The sequence below is a fragment of the Streptomyces yatensis genome (assembly GCF_018069625.1).
In the GTDB taxonomy this organism is placed as follows: Bacteria; Actinomycetota; Actinomycetes; order Streptomycetales; family Streptomycetaceae; genus Streptomyces; species Streptomyces yatensis.
In genome coordinates this window covers 10260384-10284280 of the sequence record NZ_CP072941.1, presented here as the reverse complement: position 1 = coordinate 10284280, position 23897 = coordinate 10260384, and the positions used below count along the sequence as shown (strand labels likewise).

Annotated in this window: 21 protein-coding genes and 5 pseudogenes; 7 read left to right on the top strand and 19 right to left on the bottom strand. The window is 68.9% G+C overall.

Annotated elements, in window-relative coordinates; genetic code table 11:
• Positions 1-371: 371 nt before the first annotated feature.
• Both J8403_RS42920 and J8403_RS42915 read right to left on the bottom strand, forming a co-directional pair.
• The gene (locus J8403_RS42920) at positions 372-740 is read right to left on the bottom strand and encodes a hypothetical protein (RefSeq protein ID WP_211127954.1); all 369 of its coding nucleotides are present in this window, start codon (positions 738-740) and stop codon (positions 372-374) included.
• 310 nt (positions 741-1050) lie between these two features.
• A complete protein-coding gene (locus J8403_RS42915; protein ID WP_246586267.1) occupies positions 1051-1389 on the bottom strand; it encodes a TetR/AcrR family transcriptional regulator C-terminal domain-containing protein in 339 nt (112 codons plus the stop codon).
• A 316-nt stretch (positions 1390-1705) separates the two neighbouring features.
• On the opposite strand from J8403_RS42915, the pseudogene J8403_RS44175 reads away from it, so the two are divergent.
• Positions 1706-2212 (top strand): annotated as a pseudogene (locus J8403_RS44175) (transposase); the annotation flags it as partial.
• On the opposite strand, the pseudogene J8403_RS42905 reads toward J8403_RS44175, so the two are convergent.
• The 3 genes and pseudogenes from J8403_RS42905 to J8403_RS42895 all read right to left on the bottom strand — a co-directional run bounded on the left by J8403_RS42905 (position 2203) and on the right by J8403_RS42895 (position 4795).
• A pseudogene (locus J8403_RS42905) lies at positions 2203-3183 on the bottom strand (IS481 family transposase). The pseudogenes J8403_RS44175 and J8403_RS42905 sit on opposite strands and share 10 nt — an antisense overlap.
• Positions 3184-3443: 260 nt before the next feature.
• On the bottom strand, positions 3444-4322 hold the full coding sequence (locus tag J8403_RS42900; RefSeq protein WP_211127953.1) for an SDR family NAD(P)-dependent oxidoreductase: 879 nt from the start codon (positions 4320-4322) through the stop codon (positions 3444-3446).
• Positions 4319-4795 (bottom strand): MarR family winged helix-turn-helix transcriptional regulator, encoded by a 477-nt coding sequence (locus J8403_RS42895; protein WP_211127952.1) that lies wholly within the window; start codon positions 4793-4795, stop codon positions 4319-4321. The genes J8403_RS42900 and J8403_RS42895 overlap by 4 nt, the downstream gene beginning before the upstream one ends.
• A 177-nt stretch (positions 4796-4972) precedes the next feature.
• Between J8403_RS42895 and J8403_RS42890 the strand changes: the two are divergent.
• Positions 4973-5632 (top strand): annotated as a pseudogene (locus tag J8403_RS42890) (IS30 family transposase); the annotation flags it as partial.
• Between the two features lie 361 nt (positions 5633-5993).
• On the opposite strand, the pseudogene J8403_RS42885 reads toward J8403_RS42890, so the two are convergent.
• Positions 5994-6170 (bottom strand): annotated as a pseudogene (locus tag J8403_RS42885) (helix-turn-helix domain-containing protein); the annotation flags it as partial.
• 491 nt (positions 6171-6661) lie between these two features.
• Positions 6662-7258 (bottom strand): CGNR zinc finger domain-containing protein, encoded by a 597-nt coding sequence (locus tag J8403_RS42880; protein WP_211127951.1) that lies wholly within the window; start codon positions 7256-7258, stop codon positions 6662-6664.
• A gap of 80 nt (positions 7259-7338) precedes the next feature.
• Here J8403_RS42880 and J8403_RS42875 point away from each other — a divergent pair, with 80 nt between their 5' ends.
• Positions 7339-8817, top strand: a complete 1479-nt coding sequence (locus J8403_RS42875; RefSeq protein WP_211127950.1) for an MFS transporter — start codon at positions 7339-7341, stop codon at positions 8815-8817.
• On the top strand, positions 8798-9970 hold the full coding sequence (locus J8403_RS42870; protein ID WP_211127949.1) for an epoxide hydrolase family protein: 1173 nt from the start codon (positions 8798-8800) through the stop codon (positions 9968-9970). Before J8403_RS42875 ends, J8403_RS42870 begins: the two co-directional genes overlap by 20 nt.
• Positions 9971-10209: 239 nt before the next feature.
• Here J8403_RS42870 and J8403_RS44650 read toward each other — a convergent pair.
• Positions 10210-10468, bottom strand: a pseudogene (locus J8403_RS44650) (Tn3 family transposase); the annotation flags it as partial.
• Between the two features lie 268 nt (positions 10469-10736).
• The gene (locus J8403_RS42860) at positions 10737-11651 is read right to left on the bottom strand and encodes a LysR family transcriptional regulator (RefSeq protein ID WP_211127948.1); all 915 of its coding nucleotides are present in this window, start codon (positions 11649-11651) and stop codon (positions 10737-10739) included.
• Between the two features lie 108 nt (positions 11652-11759).
• On the opposite strand from J8403_RS42860, the gene J8403_RS42855 reads away from it, so the two are divergent.
• Complete coding sequence (locus J8403_RS42855; RefSeq protein WP_211127947.1) at positions 11760-12605, top strand: oxidoreductase; 846 nt, start codon at positions 11760-11762, stop codon at positions 12603-12605.
• A 135-nt stretch (positions 12606-12740) separates the two neighbouring features.
• Here J8403_RS42855 and J8403_RS44165 read toward each other — a convergent pair whose 3' ends face one another.
• Positions 12741-12947 (bottom strand): hypothetical protein, encoded by a 207-nt coding sequence (locus J8403_RS44165; RefSeq protein WP_246586264.1) that lies wholly within the window; start codon positions 12945-12947, stop codon positions 12741-12743.
• Positions 12948-13445: 498 nt separating this feature from the next.
• Here J8403_RS44165 and J8403_RS42845 point away from each other — a divergent pair, with 498 nt between their 5' ends.
• On the top strand, positions 13446-14093 hold the full coding sequence (locus tag J8403_RS42845; protein ID WP_246586263.1) for a hypothetical protein: 648 nt from the start codon (positions 13446-13448) through the stop codon (positions 14091-14093).
• 149 nt (positions 14094-14242) lie between these two features.
• Here the strand turns inward: J8403_RS42845 and J8403_RS42840 are convergent, their stop codons facing one another.
• The 3 genes from J8403_RS42840 to J8403_RS42830 form a co-directional block, all read right to left on the bottom strand.
• Positions 14243-15310 carry an LLM class flavin-dependent oxidoreductase gene (locus J8403_RS42840; protein WP_211127946.1) on the bottom strand — a complete coding sequence of 356 codons (1068 nt, stop codon included), beginning with the start codon at positions 15308-15310 and terminating at the stop codon, positions 14243-14245.
• Positions 15311-15497: 187 nt separating this feature from the next.
• Complete coding sequence (locus J8403_RS42835) at positions 15498-15641, bottom strand: hypothetical protein (RefSeq protein ID WP_211127945.1); 144 nt, start codon at positions 15639-15641, stop codon at positions 15498-15500.
• 52 nt (positions 15642-15693) lie between these two features.
• Entirely contained in the window at positions 15694-16221 is a 528-nt protein-coding gene (locus J8403_RS42830) for a sugar O-acetyltransferase (protein ID WP_211127944.1), read from the bottom strand.
• 114 nt (positions 16222-16335) lie between these two features.
• Here J8403_RS42830 and J8403_RS42825 point away from each other — a divergent pair, with 114 nt between their 5' ends.
• Complete coding sequence (locus tag J8403_RS42825; protein WP_211127943.1) at positions 16336-17265, top strand: LysR family transcriptional regulator; 930 nt, start codon at positions 16336-16338, stop codon at positions 17263-17265.
• A 226-nt stretch (positions 17266-17491) separates the two neighbouring features.
• Here the strand turns inward: J8403_RS42825 and J8403_RS42820 are convergent, their stop codons facing one another.
• The 6 genes from J8403_RS42820 to J8403_RS42795 form a co-directional block, all read right to left on the bottom strand.
• A complete protein-coding gene (locus J8403_RS42820; protein ID WP_211127942.1) occupies positions 17492-18322 on the bottom strand; it encodes an alpha/beta fold hydrolase in 831 nt (276 codons plus the stop codon).
• 66 nt (positions 18323-18388) lie between these two features.
• Complete coding sequence (gene mhpA / locus J8403_RS42815; protein WP_211127941.1) at positions 18389-19939, bottom strand: bifunctional 3-(3-hydroxy-phenyl)propionate/3-hydroxycinnamic acid hydroxylase MhpA; 1551 nt, start codon at positions 19937-19939, stop codon at positions 18389-18391.
• A 51-nt stretch (positions 19940-19990) separates the two neighbouring features.
• On the bottom strand, positions 19991-20923 hold the full coding sequence (locus J8403_RS42810; RefSeq protein WP_211128707.1) for an NADP-dependent oxidoreductase: 933 nt from the start codon (positions 20921-20923) through the stop codon (positions 19991-19993).
• Between the two features lie 53 nt (positions 20924-20976).
• The gene (locus J8403_RS42805) at positions 20977-22059 is read right to left on the bottom strand and encodes an alpha/beta hydrolase (protein WP_211127940.1); all 1083 of its coding nucleotides are present in this window, start codon (positions 22057-22059) and stop codon (positions 20977-20979) included.
• Positions 22059-23042: a fumarylacetoacetate hydrolase family protein gene (locus tag J8403_RS42800; RefSeq protein WP_211127939.1), complete on the bottom strand. Its 984-nt coding sequence runs from the start codon at positions 23040-23042 to the stop codon at positions 22059-22061. Before J8403_RS42800 ends, J8403_RS42805 begins: the two co-directional genes overlap by 1 nt.
• Positions 23039-23770, bottom strand: coding sequence for a VOC family protein (locus J8403_RS42795; protein WP_246586262.1), 732 nt, complete (start codon positions 23768-23770; stop codon positions 23039-23041). The genes J8403_RS42800 and J8403_RS42795 overlap by 4 nt, the downstream gene beginning before the upstream one ends.
• Between the last annotated feature and the right edge of the window lie 127 nt (positions 23771-23897).

The window sequence follows — 23897 nt, the reverse complement described above, 5'->3', positions numbered from 1 at the left end:
CGCGGCGCCAGGGCTCCGCGAGGCGGCACACTCCCAGATACCTCGGTCGACTGGCTCAGGACCAACTTCTTCAAGACCGGGCTCGAACTCGGCCGCTGCCTCCGGCTGCCCGCCGAAGGCCCCTGTGAGTGCGACCTCTACCTGACGTGCGCGAAGTTCGTCACCACACTCGAATACGCACCACGACTGCGAGCACGACGCGAGGTTGAACTCACCCTCGCCCGCGACGCGGCCGAACGCGGCTGGGCCGCGAGGTCGAACAACACCGCTGCACCAGCGAACGCATCGACAAACTCCTGGCTGGCCTCGGCAACCCACCCACGCCGAAGCGGAGGGCGACGAGTCCAGTGCTTGATCACACCGCAGTTGGACTACCTGAGCGGCCCTCGCTCGTCGATGAACACAGTGGGCGTCGACAAGAACACGTCGTCGCTCATTGGACCATAGGCGATGTTGAAAGTGTCCAGCCAGTACGACCAGTCCCGCACCCCTGCCGCACTGCTGAAACGGTAGTTGAGCTGCCATCGAACCCATTGACCGGGGGCAAGGCGCACGGCCGGAGGCCGTCGCGGCCGAGGGGGTATGGCGAACAGGGGCTGCACTCGGGGAAGGACTCGCAACCGGCCATCGGCTTCGCGGAGCTGGACATCGACCTTGCGCACGTCTTCCTGGCTGTCATAGGGGTCGAAGCCGTCAAGATCAACTTGAACTGTCCACCTAAAGCCGCTGCCTGTCTTCACCCTGGCCCACCTGCTGGGCTTCGATCTGATGCCCAGGATCAGGAACTGGAAGGGTCTGGCGCCGACGGGTGACGGCGGCGACGAGCACGGTGGAGTCGTTCACCCGGTTCTCCCAGTGGGTCGGCTTCGGCAACCACGGCGTCAATTGCCCGACCGATGCCCAGTGGTTCGACGAGAGTGCGTGGGAGACGGGGGTCGAGGACGAGCCCGGCTTCAAGCAGACCTGGCACACCTGCCCGAACAGGCACGGCTTCCCCGGCCGTACCCCGTATGCCTTCCGAGACTCCGAGACCAAGGCCCGCACAGCTGATCAGCGTGCGTGCCCGGCCTCGATGCCCGCGATGATGAGGTCGATGCCGACAAGGAATTGCGCGCGGTCGTCGTGATCGAGCCCGTGGTCCGCGACCGCCCGGGTGAAGGGGAACTCCTGCGGGCTGAGCTGCTTCCATATCGCCGCCACGGCGTCCATGTAGGCGTCGCGGTCGGCTTCCGGGCCAAGGCTGCGTGCGAGGGCGAGGTTCGCGGCGTTCTGGCCGGCGGCACCGAGGATGTAGTGCATCAGGGCGGAGGTCGCGGTGAACCAGCTGCTCGCGGGAACGCCCAGCGCATACACCTGTCGGCCGACGGCCTCGAAGGTGCGGGTCGTCACCGGGCCTGCTGGGTTGTGGGAGATCTGGTCTGTGAGCTGGAGGGCCAGCCAAGGGTGACGCCTACGAGAACAGCCCTCTCGCCGATGAACTGCGCGACGAGATCATCGGCCTCCTCGCCGAGCCGCCCATGCGGATCGAGGTCCACCCCTACTCCGCCCTGCCCGCCGACACGGCCTGAGCACGGCGCGAGGTGCCCGGCAGTCCGGCGGACGCCCCGCCGATTCCGCCGCACGCGGCTGCCTGTCGGCAAAGGATGGCGACCCTCAAGTGATCAACGCACCACCCGCGGATGATCATGTGATCGTGGAGGCACAGGTGCGTGACTACGGTTTTTCAGCGGCTCAACAGGACCAGATCTGAAGACGCTCGCGCGAGGGGCAGTCGTTCAGCTTGATCGGGCGGGCACTCGGGGCACCGATGCAGCACGCCCGCCGTTTCCTGTACCAGAGCGGCGGCGTCCGCCTCACCCCGCACAAGCGGTCTGAGCGGCAGCGAGCACGAGAAGATATCCCGCGGTATCGCCGCCGGGGAATCGGCCCGGCAGCTGGCCAAGCGGCTGGGCAGATCCCCTTCGACCGTCTCCCGCGAGGTCGCCCGCAACGGCGGCCGGGACCGCTACCTAGCCGCCTCGGCCGATGCGGACGCCTACACGCGCGGGCGCCGACCCAAGCAGGTCAAGCTCACCCAACGGCCCCTCTGCGCGCCCTGGTGGAAACCAAGCTGGCTCTGTGCTGGTCACCCGAGCAGATCGCAGGATGGCTGCGACGGCAGTTTCCTGGTGACGTCTCCATGCAGATCTCGCATGAAGCGATCTACCTGTCTTGACCCGCAGGGTTGTTGACGCGACTGATAGGCGGCTGACCATCGAGTGCGGTATGGCATCGGTGGTAGTTGTAGGTGTGGAGGAAGTCCGCCAGGGCTTCGGTGCGTTCGGCGTTGCTGGAGTACGGGCGCACATACGCCCACTCGTCGAGCAGGGTGCGGTCAGGCGCTCGACCTTGCCGTTCGTCTGCGGGCGACAGGGGCGCGTGCGCTTATGGATGATGCTGGCGGCGCTGAGAGTCTGGGCAAACAGCCGGGATCGGTAGCAGGAACCGTTGTCGGTGAGGACACGCTCGACGGTGATGCCGTGCTGCGAGAAGAAGGCGTTCGCTCGCCCCCAGAAGGAGGCCGCAGTCTCCTTGCGCTCGTCCGACAGGACCTCGCTGTAGGCGAGCAGGGAGTGATCGTCGACGGCTGTGTGGACGAAGCTGTAGCCGATCACGGGACTGCCGTTCTTGCGCGCGTCGGTTGTGGCCAGCGGATGCCGGCGGCCTGCTGGCGGGGCATGAGCCGATGTCCGCCGCCGTCGGGGATTTGCCGAGCTTCTTGATGTCGACGTGGACCAGTTCGCCAGGACGCTCTCGCTCGTAGCGCCGAATGACTTGCCCGGTAGGCCGGTTTATCCAGCTCAGCCGGTTCAGCTGGTGGCGGGTCAGGACGCGATGGACCGTGGAGGCGGGCATGTCCAAGATCGGTCCGATGCGTGCGGGACCGAGCTTGCGCTCGCGCCGCAACTTGCAGATGTGGCTCTCGATGTCGACCGAGGTGCGGTGCGGTGTCATCAGGGGCCGGCTGGAGCGGTCGTACAACCCTCCGTCGCCTTCAGCTCGCCAGCGCCGGACCCACTTGTGGGCGGTTGTTCGGGAGATGCCCATCTCGTCGGCCACGTGGGCGACGGGCCTTCCGGCTCGGACGCGTTCAACCAGGAGCCGTCTGCCGTGGATAGTCAGTCGCGCGCTGGAGTGGGGCACAGGGACCTCATGGACGTCGTGGGTCGTGGGCGTTCGGTAGCAGACGCCCCAGCCCACCCGGGTGAGGTGGGGCCGGGGCGGTAGTCACGGTCACCGAGGGCGCTTTACTGGCCCGCTGGGCGGCGAGCAGTTCGGCGGTGGGAGCGTCGGCGGACTTCACCATCTGCCCGTCGGGCAGCGTCAGGTGCTGCGGATCGGCGTCGAGGCGTGCGGTGACCGTTCGGCTGCCGCCGGAACGGGGCCTCTGGTGTCCGACGCGCTTATGCCGTGGGGGCGAGGCCCAGGAGGGCGGCTGTCTTGTCGTAGACGATGCGCGCGAGGGCGTCGTCCTGGGCGAGGGGGGAAGGGGTGTCCGGCTGGGACCGGCTGAAGAAGCCGCCGCTGGGCTGCGGGGCCGGGGAGGTGGTGGCGAGCCAGACGGGGGTTTGCACGCCTTCGTCGGGGGTGATGGCGAAGGGGCGGAAGAGCGGGGCTGTCAGCCGCATCAGACCGCCGGCGTTGCTGTTGATCGCGGTGCCCTTCACCATGCCGGGATTGGCGTTGTAGATGCTCATGCCGTCGGGCAGGCGTCGGGCGAGCTCGCGGGTGGCCAGGAGGCTGAGGAGTTTGCTGGTCGCGTAGACATTGATCTGGTTGTAGAAGCGGCTGTTCCACGACGTCCCCGCAACATCGGGGTCCGTGGCGTCGAGCCTGCCGCGCTTCTCCACGAAGGTGGACAGGTTGATGACCCGCGCCTCCGAGGCGAGAGCGCCCTCCGCGAGCAGAGCGTGGGTGAGCAGGAAGGGTGCGTGGTGGTTGATCGCGTAGGTGCGCTCGACCCCGTCAACGGTCTGTTCATAACGGGGAAAGGCCGCGCCCGCGTTGTTGATGAGCACGTTCACCGAGACGGCATCGGCCGCCAGTTTCATCGCGAGGTCGCGCGCCTGCGACCACTGCCCCAGATCGGCCGCGTACGTCCGCAGCGCAGGCGCGTCATCTCCTGCGGGGGCGAGGGTGCGCAAGTGGTTGGCGGCGGCCTGGGTGCGGGCCGCGTCCCGGCCGACGAGGATGACGCTCTGCCCGGCTTTGACCAGGTGACGTGCGGTCACCAGCCCCAGGCCGGACGCACCGCCAGTGACGACTGTGGTCGCGCTGCTCATTGCTGTTGTTCCTTGTCGTGGTTGTTCTTGCCGGGAGTGGGCTCGCCTGCTGGCCGGGCATCGTCGTTCACCTCGCGGAGCAGCGAATGTAGGCGCAGTCTGCTCTCGTGGTCGAGGCGGGCGAAGGGCGAGTGCCGGGTGGTGTGCTCGATGACGCGGTCGCGCAGTGCACATCCCTCTGGGGTGAGCTGGATGACTTTCGCGCGGCGGTCGGTGGGGTGGGGCACTCGGCGGACCAGCCCGCGCTTCTCAAGCCGGTCGATCATCGACGTGGCGGTTGAGGCATCGCACTGCAGGAGGTCGGACAGGCGGCGCGCGGTCATCTCGTCCCCGCGACTCAGCCTCCACAGCACGTCGGTCTGGGTGTCGGTGAGCCCCGCTTCGCGGGCCAGCTCCTTCAGCTCGCTATGGACCTTAGTGCGGATCGCAAACAGGCAGTCGATCAGTTCTTCGTTCAGCTGTGCGTCATCCATGCGCTCAACAATACATGGAACTTCCAATCATTGGAGATTCCATGTAACTGTCGTGGCCTCACTACGACGCCCGAGCCACCACCACTCGTGCCTCCGCGCCCGCGTGGGCCCTGGCCAGCACACTTCGTCGGTGCCCTACGTACCGTCCTCACTGTCAACAAGGCTCGTGGACAATACATCTACCTCCCGCTCTACGACCCTCGCCGACGTCAGGCGATCGACGGCAGCCTCACCCAGCGGCTGCGGCAAGGCAGGCCCATGCGCTATCCGAAGATCGCCCGCCGGCCCACCGGGCGGGGCATCATCCGCGGCATGGTGTCCATCACCGCCCGCCCCACGAGGTCGAGGACCGGAACGTTCCCGGGCCACTGGGAGGGCGACCTCGTGATGGGCACCCGGCCCTCTGCGGTCGCCACGCTCGTCGAGCGCACCAGCCGCTACACGGCCATCGTCGCGCTGCCGGACGGCATCAAGGCTGAGCAGGTCACTCCGCACCTCACCAGGAGTCTCCTCGGCATCCCGCCCCAGCTACGACGAACGCTCACCTGGGACCGGGGCCAGGAGATGGCCGAGCACCAGGCCATCACCGCCGGGACCGGGATGCCGATCTACCTCTGCAAGCCGCGCAGCCCGTGGCAGCGCGGCACCAACGAGAACACCAACCGACTGCTTCGGCAGTACCTGCCCAAGAGCGCGGACCTCCGCACGTACAGCCAGGCCGACCTGGACGCCGCCGCCCACGAGCTCAACCATCGCCCGCGCAAGACCCACGGGTACCGCACTCCGGCAGAGGTCTACGCTGACCTCCTGAACAGCGGTGATGCGCTGACCGCTTGAGCTCGCCATCGTCTGCCGACAGTGGCAGAGTGCGGCAGGGCTGCGCTCGAAGTGCTGTGCGTGCCGGGTGTCCGAGGTGTCGGTTCGCCAGTCGTCGACCGAGGGCAACGGTGCCGGAGGTCCGGTGGAAATCCCCGGACCGCACTCGGCTGCGGTGCGGCCGAGGAGCTACTGCCGCCGCTGATCTACCGGACCTTCGCATGGGTGCGCATCTGTTCGGCCAGCCGTCTGGCTGTGTCGCTTTCGCCGTTTGGGCGGCCGTTCTTCGACGCGGAGCCGCCATCCTGGTGGTATACCGAGGAGCCAGAGCCCAACTCGGGGTGCCGGTGAGAACCGTGACACCAGCCGCAAACGGCGTTGATCAGTCCTCTGGCCTGGCGGGTCGGGGCAGTTCTGCCGTGTTGGTCGACTCGGCGAGCGCGAGACGGCCGCCCTTCAGTTCGGGCAGGTAGTCGTAGATGGTGTTCCTGGAGACGCCGAGGAGCTTCGCGATCGAGCTGACGGTGTTCCCTGGGCGGGCGAGTAGGTCGCGGGCGTGACGTACCTGTTCGGGGTGCCGTTAACGAGCAGCCGACCAACCGACAAGTAACCCGTCAGTAGTTTCGGACGCTCGGAGGGCGGCGCGTGACGGTGTCCTTCGCTGCCTCGTCGAGCTGATATGACGATCCCGGATCTCGGTGTGACCCCGTACGGGGCGGACGGCCGCGCGGAGATCGAGTTGGAGACGTACGAGCGTACGTTGCCGGACGGCACGGTGCGAACGATCCAGCTGAACCCGCGCGACCCGGATGAGTGCTGGTTCACGGCATTATCTGACAACCTGCGATCAGGTCGCCGTAGGCGTCGACATACCTGGTGGGGTGTTCGGGGGGTGCACAGCCGTGTTGAGGTAGGGGCACCGCGTCGGCGCGAACCCCGTCGGGGCACCGGCCGGGACGCGCCGCTGGAGTTGAGCGCGCGGGATCTCCACCGGCTCGGCGGCTGGTGAACGTCATCGGAGCCGCCCTTGAGAGGGCCATGTTCCGACGCTCAGCTGTTGCTGTGCCGACTGCGGTAGGCCGCGACGCTGGCACGGTGCGCGCAGGTTCGGGTGCAGTACTGCTTTGAGCCGTTGCGTGAGAGGTCCACGTAGGTGGCCCGGCACTTGGGCCCGGCACATACGCCGAGACGAGTCGGACCGAGCGTGGCGATCACGCAAGCCAGCGCGCTGAGCGTGGTCGCGGCCAGGTGCGCCGCGCAGCGGTCGGTGTCGGCGGTGACCTCGGTCCACCAGCGGTCGTGATCGTGGCGCAGCACCGGAGTGGCGCGACTGCGGCGCAGACCGTCGTTGATCAGGGCCGCGGCTGCGACCGCGTCGGTGCGGGACCGTTCGAGCACGCCGCGCACCGTCTCGCGCAGTGCGCGGACCTCCGTCAGGTCGGCGCGGGTGAGACGCCGCCAGGGACCGGGCCCCCGGTCCGTGGCCGAGCTCGACGGCTCGCCCGGTCCGGCAGGCGGATGGTCGGCGAAGAAGTCCTGGAGCTGTTCCACAGTCTCCAGCGCGTCCTCGCCCTTGACCGGCCTCCAGGTATTGGCGAGATCGACGGCCGCCTCCACCGCCGATGAGATGTAACACGCATCTAGCATTTGACGTGTCTCCTCACCGTTCGTAGCGTGACACCCGTATTAGCTTTCACGTGTCACAACATACCTGGGTGGAGACGACGATGCCGCAGACGATCCGGTCGGGAGGGCGTCTGGGCGGGGGACCCACCCACGCCCCGGACGGGCGCCGGCTGGGACTGACCCTGGGGATGCTGGTGCTGCCGATGTACGTCGCATTGGGCGCCCCGTCGGTGGCGCTGCCGGCGATCGGCCGCGCGCTCGGAGTGCCGTTCGGGACCACGGCATGGATCCTCGCCGCATGGTCGCTGACCTCGGCACTGGCGATGCCGGTCGCCGGTCGGCTGATGGCCCGGTGGAGCCCCGTGCGGGTCCTCGTCGCCGGGGTTCTAGCACTCACCGCGGGCTCCGCGCTCGCGGCGGCCGGCCCGACGTTGCCGGTCGTGATCATCGGCCGACTGATCGGTGGCGCCGGGGCGGGTGCGACCGTGATCGCCGTCTTCGCTGAGGCCACCGCCCTTCCCGGGCAGCAACGGCTGCGCGCGTTGGGAACGGTCGCAGCCGCCAGCGCGACGGCGTCGGCGTGCGGGACCCTGGTGGGCGGGGCGGTTACCGCGTGGCTGGGGTGGCGTGCCGTGCTCGCGATCCCGGTCCTCGCACTGCCCCTCCTGCTGGCCGCGTTGGCGGACAGGCGTACGTTCACGCGGATCGGCGGCGGTGAGCGGGACGGCTCGGCCGGGCGACTCGACGTCGGCGGCGCGGCCGTGCTCTCGGTACTCGCCGGGTCGCTGATCACGGTGTTGCAGGCGCATTCGGTCGGACTGCCCGCTGCGGTCACGCTCGTCGTGGCCGCCGCCGGGGTACTCGCCGGGGTGGGACTGTGGTGGCGCGTGCGGCGCAGGCCCGACGGGTTCGTGCCTCGGCGGGTGATCGCGGCCCGCGGCGTCCCGGCTGCCGGGCTCGTCGGTGGGGCGGTCTTCGCCGGCTACTACGGGGTGCTGTTCCTCGCCCCGTCCCTGATCGAGCAGGCTACGGGCGGTGGCGCCCTCGAAGCCGGCGCGCTGCTGGTCCCGGCCGCCGCCTGCTCGGTGCTGGCAGGGCGGCTGGCCGGCACCGTGACCGCACGGTTCACCGCGTGGCAGGTGTCGGCCGGGCTTGCGGCACTCACCGTCATCGGCGTGCTCGTGGTCGGGGTGTTCACCGGGCCGACCGCGGTCATCGTCGGTGTGGCGCTGACCGTGAGCGGGTTCGCCGGCGTCCAGACCGTGCTCGTGGGCCTTGCACCGGAACTGGTCACCGCACACGACCGCGACACCGCACAGGGCCTGCTCACCTTCATGATCAACCTGGGTGGCGGGATCGGTCCGGCCGCTGTCGCGGGCCTGTCCGGCATCGTGTCGGTGCCGGTAGCCCTCGCCGTGCTCGCGGTCCTCCCTCTGGCCGGACTCGTCCTCAGCGTGACCCGACGCCCCGGCGCCCGGCATCCACCGGAACCTCACGACACCGTCAACTCTCGACCCGTCACCTTTCACCCCGGCAAACCTGACAGAACAGGAGCCAGCTGTGACCGCCGAGCCATTTGAGGTCAGCATCACCGAAGCCGAGATCGCGGATCTGCGTGAACGGTTGCGACGAACGCGGTGGCCCGAGCTCGAGCCGGTGGACGACTGGTCACAAGGGTTGCCGCTGGCCTATGCACAGGAGCTGTGCCGCAGCTGGGCCGAGGACTACGACTTCGGGTTCGCCGAGCGGCTGAACGTTTTCCCGCAGTACCGCGACACCATCGACGGGCTGGGCATCCACTTCCTGCACGTCCGCTCCCCGGAACCGGACGCGTTCCCGCTGGTGCTCACGCACGGCTGGCCGGGTTCGGTGCTCGAGTTCCTGGGTGTCCTCGGACCACTGACCGACCCACGCGCACACGGCGGGGACCCGGCGGACGCATTCCACGTGGTCGCGCCGTCGTTGCCCGGGTACGGCTGGAGCGACAAGCCGACGAGGACCGGGTGGGGTGTCACGCGCATCGCGCGCGCCTGGGACACGTTGATGGTGTCGCTGGGTTACGAGCGTTACGGCGCGCAGGGCGGTGACTGGGGTTCGGCGGTGTCCGGCGCGCTCGGCGAGGTGGCGCCCGAGCGGGTCGTCGGCGTGCACCTGAACATGGGCTCCGTGGCGCTGGGCACGTTCGACGACCCGACGCCAACTGAACGAGCGAACCTCGAGGCTGAGAAGGAGTTCCAGCGCACCGGCCGGGGGTACTCGGGGCAGCAGGCGACCCGGCCGCAGACGCTCGGCTACGGCCTCACCGACTCCCCGGCCGGCCAGGCTGCCTGGATCGCCGAGAAGTTTCAGGCCTGGACGGACCACGACGGCAACCACGAGGACGCGGTCTCGCGGCAGAAGATCCTCGACGAAATCTCGGTCTACTGGTTCACCGCCTCGGCCACCTCGTCCGCGCGCCTGTACTGGGAAAGCTTCGCCCACTTCCGGGACAAGGTCACCGCGCCGTCCGGGCTGTCGATCTACCCCCGCGACATCACCCGCCCGTCCCGGCGGGAGGCCGAACTGCGGTTCACCGACCTGCGCTGGTTCGAGGAACTACCGCGAGGCGGCCATTTCGCCGCGCTGGAGCAGCCGGAGTCGCTGGTCGAACAGGTGCGTGGGTTCTTCCGCCTTGTCCGCTGGCCAGGCATCGACCAGGAGCCACAGACAGGGGCCGGTCACGACGCACCGTGACTGTACACCTAACCAGCAGTGATCAGCTCGTGGCACGGTTCGGCACGCCTGAACGGTCATCCTGACCGGCCGACAGACGCCTCATCGAGAGTCGGCTCAGAACAGGGTGTCGTGCACCCGCAGGGCCCGTCGGCAGGTCTGGGACTTTGCACCATGAGGTCAAAGACAGGACACCGGAGGCCGGCCAAGGCGAGGGCCCGCAAGCTCTTCACCGCCCCGCTCGGCCACGACTGGTCCGGCCCGTCCCCGCCGTCATCCTCGTCCAGCTCCGGCGCGTCCGGGTCGCGCAGCGGGCGCGGGGCGCCGGCGGCCAGCCGGGAAACTGGCGGTGAAGCTGTAGCGGCCGGGCAGGTTCAGGTTGCGGTGCTTGAGCGGGGAGAGCCGGGCGATGTCCGCTTCCCGGATCTCATGGCCCTCGGCTTGCGGCTGGGCGACGGTGGCATCGATGTACCGCGTCGTCCAGGGCACTATGGCGTTGAGGACCAGGCCGAGCGCGCCGGGCGTCGAGAGCGACGGCCTGGACGTGTTCGGGCACGACCGTGGCCGCGAACTGGGACCACCAGTCGAGCACCGAGACGCCGGCGGCCGGGCGCTCCCAGGGAGCGACGACACGACAGGCAACGGCTCCCACGCAATCACCGGCCCTCTGCCCGGCCAGCGAAAACACGCCCCCCTCAGGTGCGGAAAGACAACCGCTGTCGCGCTGTCGTAGCTTGGGATGGCAGGCGGCGGAACGGCCGCGCGAAGTGTCATGGGGCGGCTCGGTTCAGGAGGTTTTGGCTCCCACCTTCGCCGCCGCCTCCAGATAGGCCAGCACCAAGGGCCGCTCGTCCACCCGGCGCGCGGCTACCGCCAGACGGGAGGGGGAGATGCCCCGCACCGGCACGGCGATCACCCCGTCCCGGACGACCAGCGGGGCGTTGCCGGTGGCCAGCAGTGCCACGCCCTGGCCGTTGGCGACCGCCTCGTGGGTCTCCTCGGCACTGCCCACCACCCCGCCTATCCGCGGCGCGCGATCGCCCCGGGCGTCCAGGGCCAGCCAGTAGTCCCGCAGCGGACCAGCCTCGGAAGGCAGGGCGAGTATCGGCTCGTCCAGGAGATCGGTGAAGTCCACCGCCCCCTCGCCATCGGCCGCGGCCCGCGCCGCCAGGGGGTGCCCCAGCGGCAGTGCCACAAGGCGTGGCTCCCGGGCCACCACCGCATACCGGTAGCGGTCGCCGTCCGGCAGCGGCAGCCAGACGAAAGCGACATCGCTGGACCCGTCCGCCAACCCGGCACTGGGATCAGCCCAGTTGACCTGCCGCAGGACGGGCCGTGCATGCGGAAACCGGGAGACCAGCCGGGTCCGCAAGGCGGGCAGAAGCCCGCGGCCCGGACTAGTGGACATGCCGATCACCAGAGTGTGCAGCTCGGCGGCCTTCGCCTCCCCCACCGCAGCCTCGGCGGCCTCCCAAGCGGCCAGCATCCCGCGGGCGTGCGGCAGCAGGGCTTCCCCCACCACCGTCAGTCGCACCGCCCGCGGGTCCCGGTGGAACAATCGCGCGCCGACCTGCTTCTCCAGCATCCGTATCTGCTTGCTGAGCGCGGGCTGGGAGACGAAGAGCCGCTCGGCGGCCCGTGTGAAGTTCAACTCCTCTGCGACCGCGGCGAAGTAGCGCAGATCGCGCCCATGGACGTCCATAACCCATAGCTATCACGACAGGACTTGGACACGGCCCCGGATCCCGGCGAAGGATGGGAGCTGCCGGCGGGCAGGTCCCGAAGGGCAGTTGACCAAGGAGACGAAGAGATGACCGAGAACGGCAAGGTCTGGCTGATCACCGGCGCGAGCAGCGGTTTCGGGCGGGCCATCGCCGAGGCCGCGGTCGCCGCCGGTGACACGGTGGTCGGCACGGCCCGACGCACCGAAGCGCTGGCCGACCTGGTCGCCGCGCACCCCGACCGGGTGGAGGCGATCGGCCTGGACATGACCGACGGCGGGCGGATCGACGTGGTGGCCGCTGACGTCCTGGCCCGCTATGGCCGGGTGGACGTGCTGGTGAACAACGCCGGGCGCACGCAGGTCGGGGCGTTCGAGGAGACCACCGACCGGGAGCTGCGCGACCTGTTCGAGCTGCACGTGTTCGGCCCGGCGCGGCTGACCCGGGCGCTGCTTTCGCAGATGCGGGAGCGGGGCAGCGGATCGATCGTGAACATCAGCAGTTTCGGCGGACAGCTGTCCTTCGCCGGGTTCTCCGCGTACAGCGCGACCAAGGCGGCGCTGGAGCAGCTGTCGGAGGGCCTGGCCGACGAAGTGGCGCCGTTCGGCATCAAGGTGCTGATCGTGGAGCCCGGCGCGTTCCGCACCAACCTGTTCGGCAAGGGCGCGGCCTATCTCTCCCAGGAGCACCCGGCGTACGCGGAGAAGGTCGGCGCCACCCGGAGGCTGTTGCAGGACGGCGACGGCGCCCAGCCCGGAGATCCGGCGAAAGCAGCGGCCGCGATCCGGCTGGCCCTGGACGCCGAGAACACCCCGCTGCGGCTCGCCCTCGGCAGCGACGCGGTCGACGCCCTCGTCGGACACCTGGACTCGGTACGGGCCGAACTCGCCACCTGGGAGAACATCTCCCGAGGAACGGACTTCGACACGCAGTGAGGTCCTGGGCAACGCGGTGACGAGAATCCCCGGAGACCACCAGGAACACTCCTCACCTCACTCGATCAACCCCTCAAACCAGCCAGGAGGCTCAGCGAACCCCACGCCGGTGAAGGACCGCGGCCACCCGCCCGATCAGTGTCCACGCCGCGCCGGGCACGCTCCTGTCGCTCGACGCCAGGCGCGGTACCGGCCAGGCAGCGCAGTGAGCAGCTGCCGCTCCTCGTAGCGGAAGTGGTTCTCCATGATCGCGGCGATGCCTTCGAGGTGGTGGTCAAGCTCCTCAGGCGGCGCGGCCCGGTCGACCGCGGCACGAAGACTGGAGAGCAGGTGGGCGATCATCGAGTGACCCTGCTCAAGCGAGCGCAGCCGGGCAGCTCGGGGTGCGCAGCCGCGATGGCCGGGAACAAGGTTCGGTCTTCGCCCTGGTGGTGGCCGTCGAGAGTCGTGCGGAAGCCGTGGCAATACAGCAGCAGTTCGCCGGGCACCGCACCCCCGACGGCCTCCAGTGGTTGCTGAGAGGTGATTCCTCGGGTGACGGCGGGGGTGGGGTGGCCGGGGAGGCGCGCTACGAGGACTCGGCGGATCTCGGGAGGGGCGCGGTGAGGCGGGTGAGCGTGGCGGGCAGGAGGGCGGCGCCCCGGGGAGAACACAGGGGGCTGTGGTGTCCGCCGGTGTCATGTCTCGGCAGGGCCCAGCTTCCGTGCCCCTTCGGTCGTACGACGCCATGGCCGTATGGCGGAGCCGGGTCACCCCACGGCCCGATGCGCAGTGACCGTCCCCGCTGCGACCTTCGAGGACGAACGGGCCAGACGGGCCCAACAAGACACGGGACCGCACATGCACCTGCCCCCGCGCACCGGCGAACCCCCCGCCCGCCCCCGACGACTCCGCAACGCCTGGCGAGCCGGCCACACTCCCGTCGCCGGAGTCTCCCGGCGTCTGCACCTCACCGCCTACGCCATAGTGCTGGCCGTCCTGCCATCCAGCCTGTGGAGACTCCCGATCGCCTTCGACCACGGCATCGGAATCGGCGAGCGGCTCTACGTCGTCTCCCTGTCGGTCCTCTCCGAAGCCCTGGCATTCACCGCATTCGGCCTGATCGCCCGGTGGGGCGAGGAATTCCCCCGCTGGGTCCCGCTGGTGCGAGGCCGCACAGTCCCCACGATGGCGGCAGTCATCCCCGCCACGATCGGGGCCGCTCTCCTCACCTTCCTGTGGACCGTCCTCACCCTCATCACCCAGATCATGGGCACGACGATCCGGGGCGACGCCCTTCCCCACGACTTCCCCGGCCAGGCCGGCGGCCGGGAGGAAATCTGGTTCCGCATCTGCTACACACCCCTGGTCTTGTGGGGGCCCCTCCTCGCCATACTCACCATCGCCTATGGAAAACGCCGACGCGCGGCCCAGCACAGACCCCTACAGCCCGGAACCCAGCCCTGCTCCGCGGCACCCAAGCCCCGGAACCACACCGGCACAGACTAAAGCCCTACCGCGCCACACCACGTGCTTACCGGCGGCCAGACAACTCCCCGCCAACCGGCCACCCATATCGGACCCCGGGCTCGTTGGATGCCCACACGCCGGTCGATTCACGTGCGAGCGCGTCGTGGACGTGCGGCGGGCGAGTCCGCTCAGGTGAGGAGTTTCGCGAGCTGGGCCATCTCGGTGGGCGCGTCGATCACCGGCTGGATGAGGAGTTCGTCGACGCCGGCCTGTTCCAGGGCGGTGATGCGGGTGAGGAGGTCGTCGCGGGTGCCGACCAGGGCCAGGGTGTCCATCAACGAGGGCAGGACCAGGTCGCGGTCCTGCGGTGCAATGCGTCCGAGGTAGTTGGGGTAGAGCCTGGTGTACCGGTCCGGTGCGGTGGAGGTGGTGCCGCGCCGGTCAAGGAGCCGCCGTACCGCCTCCCCTTCCTCAGGGCCGAGTTGCTCGGCGAAGGCGGGTGTGTCGGCGGCGAAGGCCAGCAGCGACATGACCAGGTGGCCCGTGGCGTCCCGGGCCGGGTCGCCGTGGGGGTCCTCGTCCTCGTCGAGGAGGTGGAGCGAGGTGACCACGTAGGAGTCCGCCCGGGAGTCCGTGTGGGAGTCGGGGCCATGGAGCGTGGCCCGGGCGGCGTGGCGGTGGGCGTCGTGCAGCGCGTGCCAGGCGGTGGGGTCCAGCAGGCCGAAGGAGATCAGGCCGGTGCCGCGGCGGCCCGCCACGGCGGCGGCCTTCGGTCCGAGCAGCGCGGCCACGACGAACTCGATCGGGTCGGCGGTGTCCACGTGCGCCCCGGTGTGCAGGAACCGGATGTCGCGAACCCGGTCACCTTCCCGATACTCCGTCGACCGTCCGGCGCACAGATCCTGCAGCGCGGCGGTGAAGTCCTCCAGCCCGGCTGCCGTGACCGGCCGCATGCCCAGGGTGCGCCGGGCGGTGTTCCCGGTGCCGACCCCGCAGATGATCCGGCCCGGCGCCAGGGCATTGAGGCTGGCCAGCCCGCTCGCGGCGGCCGGAGCCGAGCGCAGCGCCGGTGAGGTCACGCCGATACCGAGCCTGATACGGCTGGTGGCCCTCGCACACAGGCTCAAGGCGACGAAAGGGTCACCATGGACCATCGGGGAGTCGTAGACCCAGAAGCTGTGCAAGCCCATCTCCTCGGCCCGCACGGCGAGATCCTCCACACCAGGGTGCGCGGCGACAATGACGCCCCTACGCATCAAGACCTCCACAGTGTGCAGATGGAACCGAACGCGCTCAGCATGACAGTTCCCGGCGCAGAGCCGTTGCGAAGTCGCATGATCTCGAACCATCCCAAGCCGGACGGCCGCGCCTGGCGCAACGAAACACGGCTGATGCAGATGACCTTCCCAAAACGCATGACTGCAACGGAGCTTCAATATGCCGTCAGTCCACCACGCCGAGCCCCGTCAAAACCCCTGCCGCCGCACCGGTGGCGAGCATGTCGCTCTGACCGTACGGCAGTGCGGTGCTCAGCAAAGGTCGGATGCGGTCCCACTGCCGGTCGGCCAGTTGGGCGTGACGAGGCATCAGGATCAGACCGCAGAGGTGCTGCGCACCCGGGCCGACAGCCCGGCCGGGCTCAGTCGATCGTCTTGATCACCCGGGCGGGCACTCCCGCGACCACGGTGCCGGCAGGAACATCACGAGTGACTACCGCACCGGCAGCGACCACCGCACCGGCACCGATGGTCACCCCCTGCGTGATCACCGCAGCCGTCCCGATCCAGACGTCGTCCTCGATGAGGATCGGGGCGAAGGAGAGGTACTCGCGACGCTCGGCCAGGGGCAGTGGATGGCCTCCGGTGATGAGGCTGACCTTTGGGGCGATCATGACGCCGTCGCCGATACGGATGCCGCCCTTGTCCATGAAGGTGCATCCCTGGTTGACGAAGACGTTCTCCCCGAACGTCGTGTTCAGCCCGTACTCGGTAAAGAACGGCGGGTAGATCATCACCGACTCCGGCAGCGGGCCACCGAACACAACAGAAAGGAGTTCCGCGCGACCTTCGCTGTCGCTGAACGGAAGCACGTTCAGCCGAGACGTCGCATCGGTCACCTCCACGATCCGCTCCGCATGACGGGCGAACTCAGGCGTCTGGACATACATGACATGGTCTGTGCGGGTAGACATGCGCTGATCCCACCACCGCGCAGAACACTCGATCAAACAACCCTGCACCACACCAGCCACAACCAGCGGTTGTGAAAGTAGGATGGAAGCGTGGATGTTGAAGCGCTGCGGACGTTCGTGGCCGTCGCCGGGACCGGCCAGTTCCAGGCTGCGGCCGACGAGCTGGGGATCAGCCAGCAGGCGGTCTCCAAGCGGATCGCGGCCCTGGAGAGGCACATCGAGGTCAGGCTCCTGGTGCGGACCTCCCGAGGCTCCCGGCTGAGCCTGGACGGGCAGGTCTTCCTGCCGCACGCCAAGAAGGTCCTGGCGGCCATCGAGCACGCCGAGCAGGCCGTGCGCCCCGGCAGCCGTCCCTTGCGCGTCGATGTCCTCAACCGGCGCATCGCCCCGGCCCAGGCCGTCTACCGGTTCTACCGCTCCCACCCCGAGACGGACCTGGACGCGGTCACGCTGAGCGAGGAGAACGCCGCCCAGGCCGCCCAGGCGGTACTCGAAGGGACCGTCGACGCGTCCTTCCGTGCCCTGCCGGCAGACCAGGTCCCAGCCGGGGTCAGCGCCGAACGACTCCTGGACGCACCCCTGGAGCTCCTGGTCGGACCTGGCCACCCGCTGGCTGACGCGCCCTGGGTCAGTCCTGCGGACCTGACCGGCCACCGCATCTGGATCCCCGGGATCAGGCCGGACACGGAGTGGGCGGCGTTCTACCAGGCGCTGTCCGAGGCCTTCGGTCTGAGCATCGACGCGCTCGGCCCCAACTTCGGTGATGAGGCCCTGATGGACGCGCTGGCCGACTCGGCCTCGCTGGCCACCCTCGTCGGCAGCGGGGACCGGTACCTGTGGCCCCAGACCCACGACCTACGGCGGATCCCGGTGCACGACCCGACCCCGGTCTACCCGCACGTGCTGCTGTTCCGCAGCGGAGACCAGCACCCCGTGCTGACCGCGCTACGCGACCATCTGCGCACCGCAGGCCCGCGAACCCCGCATGACGTGTGGGCGCCGGACTGGGCAGACCGGTGACCCCACGACCGAATTGACAGACACGGCCCAGGACACAGCGCAGCTGATACATGGCATCGGACATGGCCGGGGCACGTTGATCCACATGAAGGTAGACCACCTGCCCGGCGGGGGCGACCCGCTCCCGGTCTGGCTGTGGTCGTCCGCCACCGGCCTGACCGGCGAGGACGTCGATGTGCGCCGGCAGGCGTCCCTGAGGGAGCGGGTGAAGCAGCGAAAGGCGTCTCTATCTGCTCGGCTGTGCGCTGGGCGAGGATCTGGGCGCGGAACCCGCGCCCGGCGACGGCGTGTTCGCGTAGCGGCTGATGAACTCGCGGATCTCCCGGGCGACGAGCTCGGGAGACTCGTAAGGGGCGAGATGTCCCGCGTCCGACAGGAAGACCAGCCGGCCTCCGGGCATCGCACGGACATCGGCGATCAACTTGTCCTGCGGGGCGATGGTGTCTCTGCCGCCGATGACGTAGCACGCCGGCACGGCGATCCCGGACAGCTCCTCGAACATGCTCGTGTAAGCACCGCCACCGGTTCCGAGCCAGCTGCGCCAGAACTGCTCTGTGACGGCACTCGTCATCGTGCGCACGACATCGGTCGTCTTGCTCGGCTCCAGCGAGATGGCCCCAATGGCCCGCGTTATGGCTTCGGCGTCACGGAAGGACTTGTGGAACCCTTCGATGACGGGATCGCCCGCCTCGGTACCGCCCGCGTTCCACGGCATGAGCGCCATGACCGCGAACACCTGGCCGGGCCGGTTCAGAGCGATCCGCACACTGAGCGCGCCACCGAAGGAGAGACCGACGAGGGCGAAGCGTTCGAGGCCGAGCTGATCACAAGCATCGATCACCGTTTCGGCGATCCGGGCGAGGCTCGATCCGTCGGCAGGCGCATGGATGGAGCCCGCGTGGCCCGGCAGGTCCATGAGAACGAGACGATAGCCGTCGAGTAGGGGTGCCACCTCGGACCAGCACTTGAGTGAGCACCCGAGTCCGGGCAGCAGAACGATCGTGTCCGGCCCGCTTCCCCGCTCCTCGTAATGGATACCGTTGTTCGTTTTCGGCATGAGATTCCTCCGTGTGTCACATGATCCGGGCTGTCGTCGGTCGCCGCGCGAGCGGGTGTCACGCCGCTACACCAGCGACAGGCTCGCGCGAAGTGAGGCGAGCAGACCCACCACCTCACAGAGCCCGGTAGCAGTGCCGAAGACGTAGAAGTCCGGGCGAACCAGCACGGCCACGACACCGGACTCCTTGAGCCAGTCACTCAGCGCCTCGCCCTCTTCCTGGACCCCCTCGGCGCCGACCACCACGGACCGCAGCCCCATCGCACGCTCGAGTTCCGAGACGGCCGCGGTCGTCGCCGCGTCCGGTTCGACCAAGCTGAACAGGGTGAACCCGCGGCCGAGCACGTCGTCGGACCGCTCGGTCTTCCCGCCGCTCGTACGCAGAAAGGGCTGTACGGCCAAGTGGCCGGCCAGCGGTTGTCCGTCTCGGAAGCCCGCGCCGACAGGCGGCTCGAACGGTGGCGGAAGCTCGGTCGCCGACCGCAGCTCCTCACGACGTTGCGCCGCACGAACGGGGTCGGTCTCGCAGACGACGGTCCCTACCCGCACCGACTCTTCGATGTAGTCGATGACCTGTGGCCTTCTCGAGAGCGTGTACAGGTCCAGCAGTTTCGGGTCCGCGGCGCCGGTCAGCACGAGGTCGAGCATCCAGCCGAGGGTCGCGGCGTCCCGGATGCCAGAGCTCATGCCCTGTCCGAGGAATGGCGGCATGACGTGAGCGGCGTCGCCGGCAAGCAGAACCGACCGGTGGCGGAACGTATCGGCCACGATGGATCGGAACTGGTAGACGGTCTGCCGGATCGCCTCCCCCTCCTGTGGGCCGATCCAGGGCCTGAGCAACTCCCAGACCCGTTCCGGCTTCACCATCTCGGTGGGATCGTCGCCCTCGACGAGCATGAACTCCCAGCGGAAGTACCGCTGGGCCACTCGGCCCATGTGGTTCGGCCTCGCGGGGTCGAGTACCTGGCCGGTGTCCGGGATGTCCAGGGCCGGGGCGCCGGGCCGAGGCCGGACGTCAACGACCAGCCAGTCGCCCCGGAAACCGAGATCTTTCGTCGGAATGCCGCAGAGCGTGCGTACCGCGCTGTTGGCGCCGTCCGCCCCGACCACATAGCGTGCGGTGACGACGCCGCCGTCTGCCAATGTCACCACCACGTGGTCGGCCCCCTGGCGCAGGTCGACCAGCTCCGCACCGAAACGAACGTCCACAGTGGATGCTCCGCGGACTGCCGCGTCCAGGGCATCCTCGAGTTCCGGCTGGTAGAAGTGGTACGACGCATCCCAGCCGGAGGGAGCACTCCATTCCCTTGGCAGACGAGAAATCACGCCTCCGTCGGGATCGAGGAATTCATACACACGAGCTGGTTCGGCAATGCGCCTTACCTCGTCGGCAATGCCCAAAGACTGGAAGACGCGCATGATTTCGTGATCGAAGTGTCCGGCTCGTGGCGTCTCGTAGCGCCCGACCCGCCGTTCGCACACCAGCACGCGGTGCCCCGACGCCCCCAGGAGAGCAGCCAGGGTCTGACCGACCGGGCCGTACCCGATGATGAGGACATCCGCATCCAAGGCATCCGGGGGGATCGTGGATGTGCGGGGTTCATCGGCAAGCTTCATGTGTCCCAACCCTTCGCTTACACCGGAGCGTGTACGTGCCGGAAGACGACCTCAGGCGGCGTCGATGTCCAGTACGATCCGGCCGTGGGCGCGGCTGTCCGCGTGGAGCATCCGCCAGGCGTCGGCGGCCTGCTCCAGCGGGAAGGAGCGATTCACGGGGACGGACAACTTCCCTGACTCGGCGAGCGCAGCCACCTCCGTCAGCTCGTCGGCGTTCGCGCGTGCCCACACCAATTGGCCACCCTGTTCGGGAGCGGTGATGTCGGCCACGGAGGCGACCCGCGCGGGATCCTTCAAGACCTTCCGCGAGACGGCCACCGCGTCCCCGCCGTAGAAGTCGAGCGCCGCGTCGACGCCCTCTGGCGCGAGCTCGCGCACCCGCTCGGCCAGTCCTTCTCCGTAGGTGATCGGTGTGGCGCCGAGTTCACGCAGGTAGTCGTGGTTGCGCTCGCCGGCGGTGCCGATGACGTGCGCGCCCCGGGTGACTGCGATCTGCACGCCGAGCGTGCCGACCCCACCTGCGGCCCCGTGGATCAGGACGGTGTCGCCCTCGCGGATATCGATGCGTTTGATGGCCTGGTAAGCCGTCAGTCCGTTCAGCGGCAGACACGCCGCATGCAGCCAGTCCCAGGACGCCGGCTTGCGTGCCAGCGTGCGGACCGGGGCTGAAACCAGTTCGGCGTAGGCGCCGAACTGCGCCCAGTCCTTGAGGACGAAGCCGATCACTTCGTCGCCGATCTCGAACTCGGTGGCGCCGAAACCGCGAGCCTCGACGACGCCGGCCATCTCGAAGCCCGGGATGAGGGGAAAGTGAGTCACCATGATGCCGTCGAGATTGCCCACGGCGATCTTTTCGTCGGCCGGGTTCACTCCGGCCGCCTTGACCCGGACCAGGAATTCCCCGGGCGCGACCGCCGGTGTCGGCTGGTCCGTGAGCTCGAGGTCGTCCGCGCCGCCGTAACGCGGGAGTGCAATAGCTTTCATGGTCACCTCAATGGTCTTGTCAGTTGTGGGAGTCGGATGTCTGGTCGCCTGGGTCACGCGCGGCCGAGCTGGGCACGGAACCAGTCACAGACAAACTCCGTGCGCTCGGCCGAGTGGTTGTACATGGTGTGGTCGCCGTCGTCCCAAACCCGCAGGGTGGGATGGGCCGACACGTCGAGGAACACCTTCTGCTGATCGAGGCTGACCAGCGGGTCGTTGCCGCCGTGCAGCACGAGCATCGCGGCGCTCGTGCGCTCGACCGCCGGGTCGAGCCACAAAGTGCGGAAGACGGCCGCGGCTTCGTCGTCGGTGTCGACGCCCAGGAGCGCCCGCGATTGTTCGCGTGAGGTCCGGAACGGCAGTGGCTCCGGCTTCGCGTTGGCCCCGTTGACGCAGCACGCGCCGAAACGGCTGTCGTGCACGGCGGCACGGGCGGCGAGCAGTCCACCAAAGCTGTTTCCCCACACCCCGTACCGGCCGTGGTAGCCGGTACGGGCATGCACGGCGTCGAGGACAGCGCTGAAGGCTTGGTCGACGTTCCCGTCGAGGTGGAGTCCGCCGGCCATGCGCGTATCGCCCTGGCCCGGTGCCTCGAGCAGGACAGCGGACAGTCCCCGCCGGGCCAGGGCTTCGGCCTGCTGATGAAAGGCCGGGCCCCAACCGCTCTGCCCGCCGACAATGACCACCGTGGGGCCGGGGCGATCGCCGGAGCGACTGACGAACCAGGCGGTGCAGTGGCTCTGCCGGAACGGGATCGACAGCCGTTCCACACGCAACTCGGTGTCGAGCTCGGCCGCGGCCTGGTAGGCCCGGGTGAGCCGGACGTAGAGCGCGCGTTTGGCCGGGTGGTCGGTGTTGAAGGCCATCTGCGCGAAGACCAGGGAGGCCGTTGCCCGGCGATAGCACGCGACCGCGGTCTCGGCATCACCGCGGTCGGCGGCCGCCTCCGCGCGGGTCAACTGCGCCTCGGCCAGGCGAGTCGCGACGTCGTGCCACGGTTCCGAGACGGCCGCATTGGCCAGGTGGACGGCGTCCCCGTGGTCCATGCCGTAATCGAGCATTCGGGACATCGGCATGGCACGCAGCAACGCGGCCCGATGCTTGGCCCGGTCCTCCGCCGATACGGGAGCGTCCATCAGCGCGCGGCTCCGTCGGTGAATCGCGGTCGTGTTACGTCCTCCTGTCCGGTCGCGCCCCGGGTTCGCAACGGAATGACCGGCGCCGCCTCGGTGACGGTATTGCGCAACTCGCCGAGACCTTCGATCGCCGCGACGACCTCGTCGCCCGGCTGCAACCAGGGGTAGGTCGCCGAGTCGTGAGTGCGGGAGAGCTCCAGGATGCAGCCGGTGCCGCAGGTGCCGGAGCCGATCACATCGCCCGGCCTCACTTCTGCGCCGCGGGAGGCGTAGGCGATCATCTCGCCGAACGACCAGTGGATGTCCGACCACACGGCGCGGGAGTAGGAGGCACCGTTGACCGTGCAGGTCATTTCGAGACGGTATCCGTTGCCCTCGCGGAAGTCGGCGATCTCGTCCGGGGTCACGAAGTACGGGCCGAGGCTCGTCGCGGTGTCCTTGCCCTTCACCGGCCCCATCGACAGCTTCATCTCGCGCTGCTGCACGTCCCGGCCGCTCCAGTCATTGAGCACGCAGTAACCGGCGATGGCGTGTTCGGCGTCCTTGGCGGTCAGGTCGCGGCCGCCGCGCCCCACCACCGCGGCGACCTCCAGCTCGAAGTCGAAACACTCCGTACCCGGCGTCATCGGCACCGGCCCGCAGCCCATCACGGCGTAGGGGCTGGAGAAGTAGAAGACGGGCAGCTCATACCAGTCCGGTTCCATCTCCAGGCCCCGCCAGGCGCGCCCTGCCCGGACATGCTGTTCGAAGGCGTAGAAGTCGCGGACGGTCGGAGGCGTCGCGATCGGCGCCACGGGAACGATGTCCGGCAGCGGCACGGTCGCGCCGCGCCGCAGCGCGGTCCGTCCAGCCGCGAGCAACTCGGCCTCACCGGCCTCGATGAGAGGCAGCAGGTCTGCCAGACCGTCGACGACCCGGACCAGGTCCCCGTTGACCACGCCGACGCGTGAGGACGGCCCGTCCGCGTAGCGAACGAACTTCACTGCCTTACCTCCTTGGCTGTGGCGCCATCGGCCGGCATCGCTTGTTCGCGCGTCCAGGCGCGATAACTCTCCTCGGTGAAACCCGTCGCGCCGTGGCGCTCGACCGAAACCCGGATGGCGTCCAGAAGCTCCTCAGGGTCGGTCTCGATGTCGATGTGCTCGACGAAGGGCTGTCGTGCCACGAACCCGGTCTGCCAGTAGACCTCACACCGGTTGTCCTCCGGATCGTAGAAGTAGACGCCGACCGCGTTGCCATGCGAGACGATCATGTCGAGCCGGACGCCGTGCTCCCGGAAACGCCGATGGAAGCCGAGGACGTCCTCGAAGCGCGCGCACCGGAACGACACCTGCTGGATGAGTTTGATGCCGACCGGCGCGTCCCGCCCCTCGGCCAGGAGCAGTTCGTGATGTTCGGTGTCCGGCCGGGCGGACAGGAACCAGATGCCCAGCCGCTCGTCGTGGTCGGTGACCGTCAGTCCGAGGACTTCGGTGTAGAACGCGAGTTGCCTGCTCACGTCGTGACAGCGCAGGCCGACATGGCCGAGTTCCGCGACCGACGGCATTGGAGTCGTCACGGCGCTCCTCCGAGGCAGTGTTCCGCAGGGCAGATCATGTTCTGCAGAGTAACTCGACGCCAGTACCTGGTCAACGATGATGTTCTTCTGAACGGCAGGCATTCTGTCCAGCAGAACAAGAACAAGGCGGTGCATCGGCGGGATGGCGGCCACGGCGGTGACTCCGACCGGCGGGAAGGACCCGCTCCAACCCGCTCGCGGAAGGTGCTCGAAGGCGGCTCCGGCGCCTCGGCCGGCGCCGTGACGCACCACCAACGCGGCTGCGGACTGACTCGCGAGA

Excerpts from the sequence above, each read along its gene's own strand:
- J8403_RS42820 (WP_211127942.1), bottom strand. The coding sequence starts at position 18,322 with ATGCCGAAAACGAACAACGGTATCCATTACGAGGAGCGGGGAAGCGGG.
- J8403_RS42875 (WP_211127950.1), top strand. The coding sequence starts at position 7,339 with ATGCCGCAGACGATCCGGTCGGGAGGGCGTCTGGGCGGGGGACCCACC.
- J8403_RS42900 (WP_211127953.1), bottom strand. The coding sequence starts at position 4,322 with ATGAGCAGCGCGACCACAGTCGTCACTGGCGGTGCGTCCGGCCTGGGG.
- J8403_RS42830 (WP_211127944.1), bottom strand. The coding sequence starts at position 16,221 with ATGTATGTCCAGACGCCTGAGTTCGCCCGTCATGCGGAGCGGATCGTG.
- J8403_RS42845 (WP_246586263.1), top strand. The coding sequence starts at position 13,446 with ATGCACCTGCCCCCGCGCACCGGCGAACCCCCCGCCCGCCCCCGACGA.
- J8403_RS42895 (WP_211127952.1), bottom strand. The coding sequence starts at position 4,795 with ATGGATGACGCACAGCTGAACGAAGAACTGATCGACTGCCTGTTTGCG.
- J8403_RS42860 (WP_211127948.1), bottom strand. The coding sequence starts at position 11,651 with ATGGACGTCCATGGGCGCGATCTGCGCTACTTCGCCGCGGTCGCAGAG.
- J8403_RS42805 (WP_211127940.1), bottom strand. The coding sequence starts at position 22,059 with ATGGACGCTCCCGTATCGGCGGAGGACCGGGCCAAGCATCGGGCCGCG.
- J8403_RS42880 (WP_211127951.1), bottom strand. The coding sequence starts at position 7,258 with ATGCTAGATGCGTGTTACATCTCATCGGCGGTGGAGGCGGCCGTCGAT.
- J8403_RS42835 (WP_211127945.1), bottom strand. The coding sequence starts at position 15,641 with ATGCCTCGTCACGCCCAACTGGCCGACCGGCAGTGGGACCGCATCCGA.
- J8403_RS42855 (WP_211127947.1), top strand. The coding sequence starts at position 11,760 with ATGACCGAGAACGGCAAGGTCTGGCTGATCACCGGCGCGAGCAGCGGT.
- J8403_RS44165 (WP_246586264.1), bottom strand. The coding sequence starts at position 12,947 with ATGATCGCCCACCTGCTCTCCAGTCTTCGTGCCGCGGTCGACCGGGCC.
- J8403_RS42810 (WP_211128707.1), bottom strand. The coding sequence starts at position 20,923 with ATGAAAGCTATTGCACTCCCGCGTTACGGCGGCGCGGACGACCTCGAG.
- J8403_RS42840 (WP_211127946.1), bottom strand. The coding sequence starts at position 15,310 with ATGCGTAGGGGCGTCATTGTCGCCGCGCACCCTGGTGTGGAGGATCTC.
- mhpA (WP_211127941.1), bottom strand. The coding sequence starts at position 19,939 with ATGAAGCTTGCCGATGAACCCCGCACATCCACGATCCCCCCGGATGCC.